The sequence below is a fragment of the Halorubrum sp. Atlit-28R genome, from assembly GCF_003665955.1.
Lineage (GTDB): Archaea > Halobacteriota > Halobacteria > Halobacteriales > Haloferacaceae > Halorubrum > Halorubrum tropicale.
Map to the genome: position 1 here is coordinate 63,609 of NZ_QPLS01000013.1, position 8,857 is coordinate 72,465.

Genomic DNA, 8,857 nt, shown 5'->3' on the forward strand with positions numbered 1-8,857 from the left:
GCGAGTGGCCCGTGACGTATGCGGAACCCCGCTCTTCGCGCGCTCTTGGTCGCCGTCGTCGCGCTCGCGCTGGTCGCGAGCGCCGGCGTCGCGGTCGACGGCGCGGTCACGGCCCCCTCCCCCCTCGACGCTGCCGAGAACCCGACCCGCGCGTCGGCCGCCGCCGACGGCTCAGGCGTCGCCGGCGCCGTCGGGGACCGCTCGACGGCCGCTCGCCAGCAGACCGACGACGCCATCACGTCCCCCTCTACGACGCGGATCCGAATCGGTCTGAACCCCGACCGCAGCGCCGACTGGACCGTCGCGGTCCGGTACTCGCTGGCGGACGCGAACGAGACGGCGGCGTTCAGGACCGCCGGCGACCGCTTCGAGGACGGCGAGGTCGGCCCCGACGCCGCCCTGTTCGAGGGGTTCCGCCGCGAGGCGAGCCGCAACGTCGACCGCTCGATGGCGATCGAGGACGTCGAGCGCGAGGTCGAGGTGTACGAGGACCCGAGCGAGTACGAGGTCGCGACGGAGGACGCGGTCGCGGTCGGCGAGTTGCGGCTCACGTTCACCTGGACGGCGTTCCTCGAACGGGACGGCGAGAGCCTCGTCCTCGGGGACGCGCTGACGACGCCGGACAACGAGACGTGGCTCCGCAGCCTGGAGGCGAGTCAGACGCTGGAGGTGGCGACGCCGGAGGGGTACACCGTCACCGGAACGCCGAGCAGCGCCGTGACCCAGCTCTCGGACGGCGACGTGATCATCGAGGGGCCCCAGACCTTCGAGGAGGGCGAGCCCGTGGCGATCGTCTACGGCCCCGCCGGAGCGGGCCCCCCGTGGACGATGCTGATGGCCGCGATCGTGCTCGCCGCGGCCCTCGTCGCCGGGAGCGTCGTCGGGTACCGCCGGATCAACCCCGGGAGAGACGGGCCGGGCGAGTCGGCGGCGAACGGCGGCGAGGACGTGGCGACCGGCGGCGGGCCGGGTCCGGGCGGCGTCGGGAGCGCCGGTCGGGAACCGGAGGCGGACGACGACGGCGCCGACGCGGGCGACGAGGGGGACGACGGCGACGACGGCGACGACGGGGAGGACCTCTCGCTGCTCTCGGACGAGGAGCGCGTCGAGCGCCTCCTCGACGCCAACGGCGGTCGGATGCGGCAGGCCGACATCGTCGCCGAGACCGGGTGGTCGGACGCGAAGGTGTCGCAGCTGCTCTCGGCGATGGCCGACGAGGGCCGCGTCGAGAAGCTCCGCCTCGGCCGCGAGAACCTCATCTCGCTGCCCGACGACGAGGACGGCGGAGGGGCCGACGGCGACCGCGCCGACGAGTAGCCCGCCGATCGCGGCAGTGGTGGCGGGCAGCGGGGCGGTCGCCGCGGCGTCGGCCGTCGCCCAGAGTCGGACGAACCGAGGAAAACCGCTGGTCCGCCGTCGCTCGTTCCGAAAACCATTACAGGACGAGCGACTGAGTAACGATCATGAAGGTTCTGGTGACCGTCAAGGAGGTCGCGGAGGCCGACGACGACTTCGCGATCGAGGGGACCGATATCGCCGAGTCCGACCTCGAGTACGACCTGAACGAGTGGGACGACTACGCCGTCGAGGCCGCCGTCCAGCTCGCCGAGGCCGGGATCGCGGACGAGGTCGTGACCGTCACCGTCGGCCCGGAGCGCGCCGAGGAGACGATCCGGATGGCGCTCGCGAAGGGCGCCGACCGCGCGGTCCGCGTCTGGGACGACGCGCTCGCCGGCGGGTTCGCCGACGTGGCCTCGAAGGTCGACCTGTTCGAGGCGGTCGTCGAAGAGGAGGAGCCGGACCTGATCCTCGGCGGCGTCCAGGCCGCTGACACCGGCTTCGGCGCGACCGGCGTCGCGCTCGCGGAGCGGATCGGCTTCGAGCACGCCGCGGTCGTCAACCACCTCGACGTCGACGCCGACGCGGGCGTGGCGCACGTCCACCGGGAGCTCGAGGGCGGCGTCGAGGAGCTGACCGACGTGGACCTCCCGGCGGTGCTGACGGTCCAGACCGGGCTCAACGAGCCTCGGTACGCGAGCCTCCGCGGGATCCGACAGGCCCAGCGCAAGGAGATCGCCCCGAAGGACCTGTCCGACCTCGGACTGAGCGCCGAGGACGTAGAGAGTGCGCTGACGGTCACCGAGATGTACGAGCCGGAGAGCGAGTCCGACGCGGAGATCATCGAGGGCGACGCCGGCGAGTCCGCGGGTCGCCTTGCCGAGGTCCTGCGGGACAAGGGGGTGGGCGCGTGATGAGCGTGCTCGTCGCCGCCGAACACCGCCGCGGCGCGCTCCGGGACGTGACCTACGAGGCGATCACGGCCGGACGGGAGCTCGCCGACGCGCGCGACGCCGACCTCCACGTGGCCGTCATCGGCGGCGACGTCGACGGCTTCGCGGAGGACCTCAACCGCGAGGGCGTCGACGCGATCCACGCCGTCGACGACGGCGAGGAGTTCGACCACAACGCCTACCAGGCGGCCGTCTCGACGCTCGCGGACCGGCTCGACGCCGGCGCGGTGGTGCTGCCGAACTCCGTCAACGGCCTCGACTACGCGCCGGCGCTCGCGGAGGACCTCGGCGTCCCCGTCGTGACCGACGCCGTCGGGATCGACTACGACGACGGGCTCACCGTCACCCGCGAGATGTACGGCTCGAAGGTGGAGACGACCGTCGACGTGGCCGGCGACCGCTTCGTCATCACGGTCCGCGGCGGCGAGTGGCCGCCGGCGGAGGGGGTCGGCGACGCGACCGTCGAGGCGGCCGACGTCGACATCCCCGAGTCGGGCGCCCGCGTCACGGGCTTCGAGGAGGTCGGCGGCGGCGACGTCGACATCGCGGACGCCGACGTGCTCGTCTCGGTCGGCCGCGGCATCGAGGAGGAAGAGAACCTCGAACTCGTCGAGGAGCTCGCCGACGCGCTCGGCGCGACCCTCTCGGCCTCGCGGCCGATCGTCGACAACGGCTGGCTGCCGAAGAACCGCCAGGTCGGCCAGTCGGGGAAGGTCGTCACGCCGGACGTGTACATCGCGGTCGGCATCTCCGGCGCGGTTCAACACGTCGCCGGCATGAAGGGCTCGGACACGATCGTCGCCATCAACACCGACCCGAACGCGCCGATCTTCGACATCGCCGACTACGGGATCGTTGGCGACCTCTTCGACGTGGTGCCCGAGCTGGTCGACGAGTTCGCGTAGTCGGCGCCGACCCCCTCGCAGCAACGTTCTTTGGCTCCGACCGAGTACCGGGCGGTCAGACGGCTCGGCCGTCCGTCAGTCATGACTCCGATCCGCGCCGCCGTCCCGACGACCGAGGAGGCGAGAGCGCTGCTCGTCGGGCTCCGCCGAGCGGTCGACGGCGAGCGGGACGCGATCGCCGCGGACCTAGCGGACGACGAGCCGGACGCGGCGCTGCTCGACCTCGTCGCGGCGCCGTTCGCGTCCGTCGCCGACGTCGACGAGCGGCTGGCGAAGACCGAGTCATACCTCCGGGAGCGGGGCGACCGCCGCGCGGTGTTCCTCACGGTGTACAGCCGGATGACGGCGACCGTGCGGACCGCCATCGACGACGGCGCCTTCGTCGATCCGGAGTGGACCGCGGCGTACCTCGTCGCCTTCGCGGAGCGCTACCGCCGGGCGCTGGTCGCGTTCGAGCGGCGGGCGTTCGGCTCGCTCCCGCGGCCGTGGCTGCTCGCCTTCGCCGCCGCGGCCCGCGGGGAGACGCTCGTCGCGCAGGACGCCCTGCTCGGCATCAACGCGCACATCGCCTACGACCTCACGTACGCCCTCGGCGACGTGGGGATCGACCCCGACCGCGGCGCCAAGCTCGAGGACCACGACCGCATCAACGCGGTGTTGGCCCGGCTCGTTCAGACCGCCCAGGACGCCCTCGTCGATGCGTACGGGGCGCTCGGAATTGCCGGGATCGACGCGGCGTTCGACCCCCTCGACGACCGGCTGGCGCTGTTCGGACTGACGGCGACCCGCGAGTTCGCGTGGCGGAACGCCGTGTTACGCGCGGACCTCCCGGCGCGGCTCGCCGAGCGGTACGTCGACTGGCGGACGGAGACCGTCGCGACGGGCGCCGCGGCGGTCGTGCTCGCGCCCGAGTTCGACACCGAGGCGGGCAGGCGACTGCGGGACGCGGAGACCGAGGGCGACGCCGCGGGCGCGTTCCGCGAGGCGTTCGGACGGCTGACGTAGGGGACGAGGACGGGCATCGGACGAGGGGCCGGGGACGCGCGTCGGCGCGGCCGGCTCTCGGTTCGTTTATGACCCCGCCGGCCCTCGGATCCGGTAATGAGCGAGGCCGACGAGCAGGCGGCTGCGACCGCGACTGGGCGGGAGATCTGGATCGAGAAGTACCGGCCGCAGTCGCTCGACGACATCCACGGCCAAGAGGAGATCGTCGAGCGCCTCCAGAGCTACATCGCGCAGGACGACGTCCCCCACCTGCTCTTTTCGGGGCCTGCGGGCGTCGGGAAGACCACCGCCGCCACCGCCATCGCCCGCGAGATATACGGCGAGGACAACTGGCGCGGCAACTTCCTGGAGCTGAACGCCTCCGACCAGCGCGGGATCGACGTCGTCCGCGACCGGATCAAGGGGTTCGCGCGCTCGTCGTTCGGCGGCGACTTCCGGATCGTGTTCCTCGACGAGGCGGACAGCCTCACCGACGACGCCCAGTCGGCGCTGCGCCGGACGATGGAGCAGTTCTCCGACAACACCCGCTTCATCCTCTCGTGTAACTACTCGTCGAAGATCATCGACCCGATCCAGTCGCGCTGCGCCGTCTTCCGGTTCTCGCCGCTCTCCGACGAGGCGGTCGGCGGGATGGTCCGCGAGATCGCGGCCGCCGAGGACATCGAGGTGACCGACGCGGGCGTCGACGCCCTCGTGTACGCGGCCGACGGCGACATGCGCCGCGCGATCAACTCGCTCCAGGCGGCGGCGACGACCGGCGACGTGGTCGACGAGGAGGCGGTGTACGCGATCACGGCGACCGCCCGGCCGGAGGAGATCGAGTCGATGGTGACCGACGCGCTGGAGGGCGACTTCGCGCGGGCGCGGTCGACGCTCGACACGCTGCTCACGGAGACGGGGATGGCCGGCGGCGACGTGATCGACCAGCTCCACCGCTCCGTCTGGGAGTTCGACCTGAGCGAGCGCGAGGCGGTGCGGCTGATGGAGCGTGTCGGCGAGGCCGACTACCGGATCGCGGAGGGCGCCAACGAGCAGGTCCAACTGGAGTCGCTGCTCGCGGCGCTCTCGTTGGACGAGTAGGCTGTTTTCGGACCTCTGCTCGTCGTTCTGTACCCTGCTAGCCACAGATCGACGGAGAACACCGCCAAAGCCCCGGCCGGGAGGCGGGCGCGAGTTTTAACCCACGCTGGCGCGGACGGACGGTATGCTCGTCGTCGTCTCCGACACGCACGCACGCGAGGGGTCGAGGCTTCAGGGGCGGACCGCCGAGGCGGTCCGCGAGGCCGAGCTGGTGGTCCACGCGGGCGACTTCTACCGCGAACCGGTGTTGGACGCCTTCCGGTCGGCCGCCGCGAGCCTCCGCGCCGTCTACGGCAACAACGACGACGCCGCGATCCGCGACCGCGTGCCCGAGGTGCGGACGGTCGAGTACGCCGGGGTCCGGTTCGCGGTCACCCACCGCCACCGCAGCGGCGACACGGGGCTCGTCATGCTCGGTCGCGGCCGCGACGCGGACGTCGTGATCTGCGGCCACAGCCACCGGCCGCGGTTCGACGACTCGGGCGGGCTGCCGATACTGAACCCGGGGAGCCACGCGCAGCCGCGCGGGAACCGCCCGGCGCACGCGGAGCTGACGCCGGTCGACGGAGAGAGCGGAAACGGGCTGGACGGGCGGCTGGTGACGCCGGACGGCGAGGTCTTCGAGACGTTCCGCATCGAGGGCGGGAGCGCTGAGTAACGGACGCGAGAAGCGGGCGCGTGAAGCCGTCGTGCGCGTCGGCGGGGACCGATCGCGACGCCCCGCGTGCGGCCGGACCGGCCGACGGTCGCGTGCACGGTGGAGGACCCGAGTCGGTGCGGGTGGGAACGCTGGCGGGCGGACCGCGCCCGGGGGAGGGGTTCTGGGCAGGGAGGGAGGCAGCGAGTCCGACCGACCGGCGCGTCGGCCGGCGTCTCCGGGCGTGTGAGGGCCGAAGCGGGGGTCGCGTTTCCACCTACGAGCGGCGCGATCATATAGGTGTCCGAGGCGCAAACGAGCGTTTTAGTCACCGAAACGCGGCGGCCGCGGCCGACCTCAGGCGGTCGTCGGCTCGCCCGAAACGCATAACACCGTCCCGACGGATTCACGTCTATGCTCCCGGTCCAGCCGCTGTTCGTGCTTCTGTTGGTGGGTCTTCTCGGGCTGTTCTTCTTCGGGTTCCTCCTCGTTCGGCGCACGGTGAGGGGGCTGAACGAGGGCTACAACGACGGGCGGAGCTGATGGTCGTCGTCACCGCCGCGACGCTCGTCGTCGCCGCCGCGGCCAGCCTCTTCATGGCGTGGTCGATCGGCGCGGGCTCGTCGGGGTCGACCCCGTTCGCCCCCGCGGTCGGCGCGAACGCCATCTCCGTGATGCGGGCCGGCCTGATCGTCGGCGTCCTCGGGCTGCTCGGCGCGACGCTCCAGGGGGCGAACGTGACGGAGGCGGTCGGCACCGAGCTGATCGGCGGCGTGACGCTCACGGCCGCGGCGGCCATCGTCGCGCTCGTTACGGCCGCCGCGCTCGTCGCCGTCGGCGTGTTCGCGGGCTATCCGATCGCGACGGCGTTCACCGTCACCGGCGCGGTCGTCGGCGTCGGCCTCGCGATGGGGGGCGACCCGGCGTGGCCGAAGTACGCCGAGATCGCGACGCTGTGGGTGCTCACCCCGTTCGTCGGCGGCGGCGTCGCCTTCGGCGTCGCCCGGCTGCTCATCGGCGAGTCGCTGCCCGAGCGGCCGCTGACCGCGGCGCTCGCCGGGCTCGTGGGCGCGCTCCTCGCGAACGTCGGGTTCGCGCTGCTCGGGCCGGCCGGCGAACAGGCGTCGGTGGCGGGCGTCCTCGGGGCGGATCTCGGGATCGGCGGCGCGGGGGCGCCCGCGGTGACCCTCGGGATCGCCGCGCTGGTCGCGGTCGCCGTGTACGCCGACCTCGGCCGCGACCGCGAGGGCGCCCAGCGGCGGTTCCTCTTGGCGATGGGCGGCCTCGTCGCGTTCTCGGCCGGCGGGTCGCAGGTGGGGCTCGCGATCGGCCCCCTCGTCCCGATCTTCAGCGAGGTCGGGGTCCCGCTGTGGGCGCTGCTCGTCGGCGGGGGCGCCGGGCTGCTGGCCGGGTCGTGGACGGGCGCGCCGCGGATGATCAAGGCGCTCGCGCAGGACTACGCCTCGATGGGGCCGCGGCGGTCGATCTCCGCGCTGATCCCGTCGTTCGCGATCGCGCAGACCGCCGTCGCCTTCGGGATCCCCGTCTCGTTCAACGAGATCATCGTCTCCGCGATCGTCGGCGCGGGCTACGCCGCGGGCGACGCGGGCGTCAGCCGGAAGAAGATGGGGTACACGGTCCTCGCGTGGGTCGGGTCGCTCGTCGGCGCGTTCGCGCTCGGGTTTAGCCTCTACGCGGCGGTCGACTTCGTCGTCTGAGCCGCGGCGGGCGCCGTCAGCGGGACGCTCAGGCGCGCAGATCGGGGTACGTCGGCAGCCTCGCGGACGCCGCGCTCCCGTCGACGAACGGGAGGTCGACCGCGGCGGCCGAGACCTCCTCGCCGTCGACGCGGACGGTGACCGGGCCGAGGCCGGCGTCGAACGCGACGAGCGCGAGGGCGACCGGGACCTCGGTCGCGGGGCCGACCGCGGCCCGGGTCACCTCGCCTATCGCCTCGTCGCCGTCGAAGACGGCCGCGCCGGGGTCGGGGAGCGCGGCGTCGATCCCCTCGGGGTCGGCGTTCGCGTCGACGCCGGCGACCGCCTCGGCGGCGCCGTCGAGTTCGAGGCCGACCAGCCGGCGGCTCGGTCGCCCCTGGTTCTCCACGCGCGAGACGACCTCCTGGCCGACGTAACACCCCTTCTCGAAGTCGAGCGCGTTCCGGAGGCCGAGCACGTTCGGGACGGTGCCGGCCAGCTCGTGCTCGAAGAGGGGCGTCCCGGCCTCGGTCGCGAGCGCGTCCCACGTCCGGTAGCCGAACGGCGCGGCGTTGAGCCCGCGGTTGATCAGGGTGTCGAACACCTCGCCCGCGTCGGCGGCGGCGCAGACGATCTCGTACCCCTCCTCGCCGAGCGGGGCGTCCGTCGCGATCACCGTGACGCCGGCGTCGACCATCGACCCGCGGACGAAGGTGAGGGGGTCCTCTGGCGCGCCCGGTCCGCCGAGGACGGAGGCCACCTTCTCCGTCGACTTCGGGCCGTGGACGCCGAACACGCCGAACTCGTCGGAGACGTCGTCGATCGCCACGTCCTGGATGAACACGTTCTCCGCCCAGTCGGCGGCGACCGACTCGGCCCGCTCCGGGGGGAGGAAGACGAGCAGTCGCTCGTCGGCGTTGTACACGTACATGTCCGTCTCGATCCCGCCCTGCGGGTCGAGCAGCAGGGCGTAGGTCCCCTCGCCGTCCGCGGTCGGGACGCGGTTCGAGACGGCGTTGTCCACGAACTCGACGCGGTCGTCGCCTCTGACGGCGAGGACGCCGTACCCCATCTCGATCACGCCGGCGACGTTGCGGACCGCCTTGCCGACGCGGACGGGCTTCCCGTAGTGGTCGACGACCTCTCGGCCGCCGCGGTCGCGGTACACGGCGCCGTGCGCGTCGTGGGTGCCGGAGACGAGCGTCATGGCCGGAGGGACGCGAGCGAGAGCCAAAAGGTCGC

Annotated in this window: 9 protein-coding genes; 8 read left to right on the forward strand and 1 reads right to left on the reverse strand. The window is 73.0% G+C overall.

The annotated features are described in order from the left end of the window. Positions 1 to 18 precede the first annotated feature (18 nt). From DVK06_RS15530 to DVK06_RS15560, 8 genes are all read left to right on the forward strand, one after another. Positions 19 to 1,317: a hypothetical protein gene (locus tag DVK06_RS15530; RefSeq protein WP_121600964.1), complete on the forward strand. Its 1,299-nt coding sequence runs from the start codon at positions 19 to 21 to the stop codon at positions 1,315 to 1,317. Positions 1,318 to 1,463: 146 nt separating this feature from the next. After that, positions 1,464 to 2,252: an electron transfer flavoprotein subunit beta/FixA family protein gene (locus DVK06_RS15535; protein ID WP_053771832.1), complete on the forward strand. Its 789-nt coding sequence runs from the start codon at positions 1,464 to 1,466 to the stop codon at positions 2,250 to 2,252. Next, positions 2,249 to 3,196: an electron transfer flavoprotein subunit alpha/FixB family protein gene (locus DVK06_RS15540; RefSeq protein WP_121600965.1), complete on the forward strand. Its 948-nt coding sequence runs from the start codon at positions 2,249 to 2,251 to the stop codon at positions 3,194 to 3,196. The genes DVK06_RS15535 and DVK06_RS15540 overlap by 4 nt, the downstream gene beginning before the upstream one ends. 81 nt (positions 3,197 to 3,277) lie before the next feature. Then, positions 3,278 to 4,201 (forward strand): DUF5995 family protein, encoded by a 924-nt coding sequence (locus tag DVK06_RS15545; protein ID WP_121600966.1) that lies wholly within the window; start codon positions 3,278 to 3,280, stop codon positions 4,199 to 4,201. A gap of 96 nt (positions 4,202 to 4,297) precedes the next feature. Next, entirely contained in the window at positions 4,298 to 5,281 is a 984-nt protein-coding gene (locus DVK06_RS15550) for a replication factor C small subunit (RefSeq protein ID WP_053771835.1), read from the forward strand. 124 nt (positions 5,282 to 5,405) lie between these two features. After that, positions 5,406 to 5,939: a metallophosphoesterase gene (locus tag DVK06_RS15555; protein ID WP_121600967.1), complete on the forward strand. Its 534-nt coding sequence runs from the start codon at positions 5,406 to 5,408 to the stop codon at positions 5,937 to 5,939. A 393-nt stretch (positions 5,940 to 6,332) separates the two neighbouring features. Further along, positions 6,333 to 6,461: a hypothetical protein gene (locus DVK06_RS19635; protein WP_255410387.1), complete on the forward strand. Its 129-nt coding sequence runs from the start codon at positions 6,333 to 6,335 to the stop codon at positions 6,459 to 6,461. Next, complete coding sequence (locus DVK06_RS15560) at positions 6,461 to 7,636, forward strand: inorganic phosphate transporter (protein ID WP_053771839.1); 1,176 nt, start codon at positions 6,461 to 6,463, stop codon at positions 7,634 to 7,636. The genes DVK06_RS19635 and DVK06_RS15560 overlap by 1 nt, the downstream gene beginning before the upstream one ends. Positions 7,637 to 7,664: 28 nt before the next feature. On the opposite strand, the gene DVK06_RS15565 is transcribed toward DVK06_RS15560, so the two are convergent. After that, entirely contained in the window at positions 7,665 to 8,822 is a 1,158-nt protein-coding gene (locus tag DVK06_RS15565) for an aminomethyltransferase family protein (protein WP_121600968.1), read from the reverse strand. Between the last annotated feature and the right edge of the window lie 35 nt (positions 8,823 to 8,857).

What these genes read in the sequence shown, in the direction of transcription:
- DVK06_RS15530 (WP_121600964.1), top strand. Translation starts at nt 19, where the DNA reads ATGCGGAACCCCGCTCTTCGCGCGCTCTTGGTCGCCGTCGTCGCGCTC.
- DVK06_RS15535 (WP_053771832.1), top strand. Translation starts at nt 1,464, where the DNA reads ATGAAGGTTCTGGTGACCGTCAAGGAGGTCGCGGAGGCCGACGACGAC.
- DVK06_RS15545 (WP_121600966.1), top strand. Translation starts at nt 3,278, where the DNA reads ATGACTCCGATCCGCGCCGCCGTCCCGACGACCGAGGAGGCGAGAGCG.
- DVK06_RS15550 (WP_053771835.1), top strand. Translation starts at nt 4,298, where the DNA reads ATGAGCGAGGCCGACGAGCAGGCGGCTGCGACCGCGACTGGGCGGGAG.
- DVK06_RS15555 (WP_121600967.1), top strand. Translation starts at nt 5,406, where the DNA reads ATGCTCGTCGTCGTCTCCGACACGCACGCACGCGAGGGGTCGAGGCTT.
- DVK06_RS19635 (WP_255410387.1), top strand. Translation starts at nt 6,333, where the DNA reads ATGCTCCCGGTCCAGCCGCTGTTCGTGCTTCTGTTGGTGGGTCTTCTC.
- DVK06_RS15560 (WP_053771839.1), top strand. Translation starts at nt 6,461, where the DNA reads ATGGTCGTCGTCACCGCCGCGACGCTCGTCGTCGCCGCCGCGGCCAGC.
- DVK06_RS15565 (WP_121600968.1), bottom strand. Translation starts at nt 8,822, where the DNA reads ATGACGCTCGTCTCCGGCACCCACGACGCGCACGGCGCCGTGTACCGC.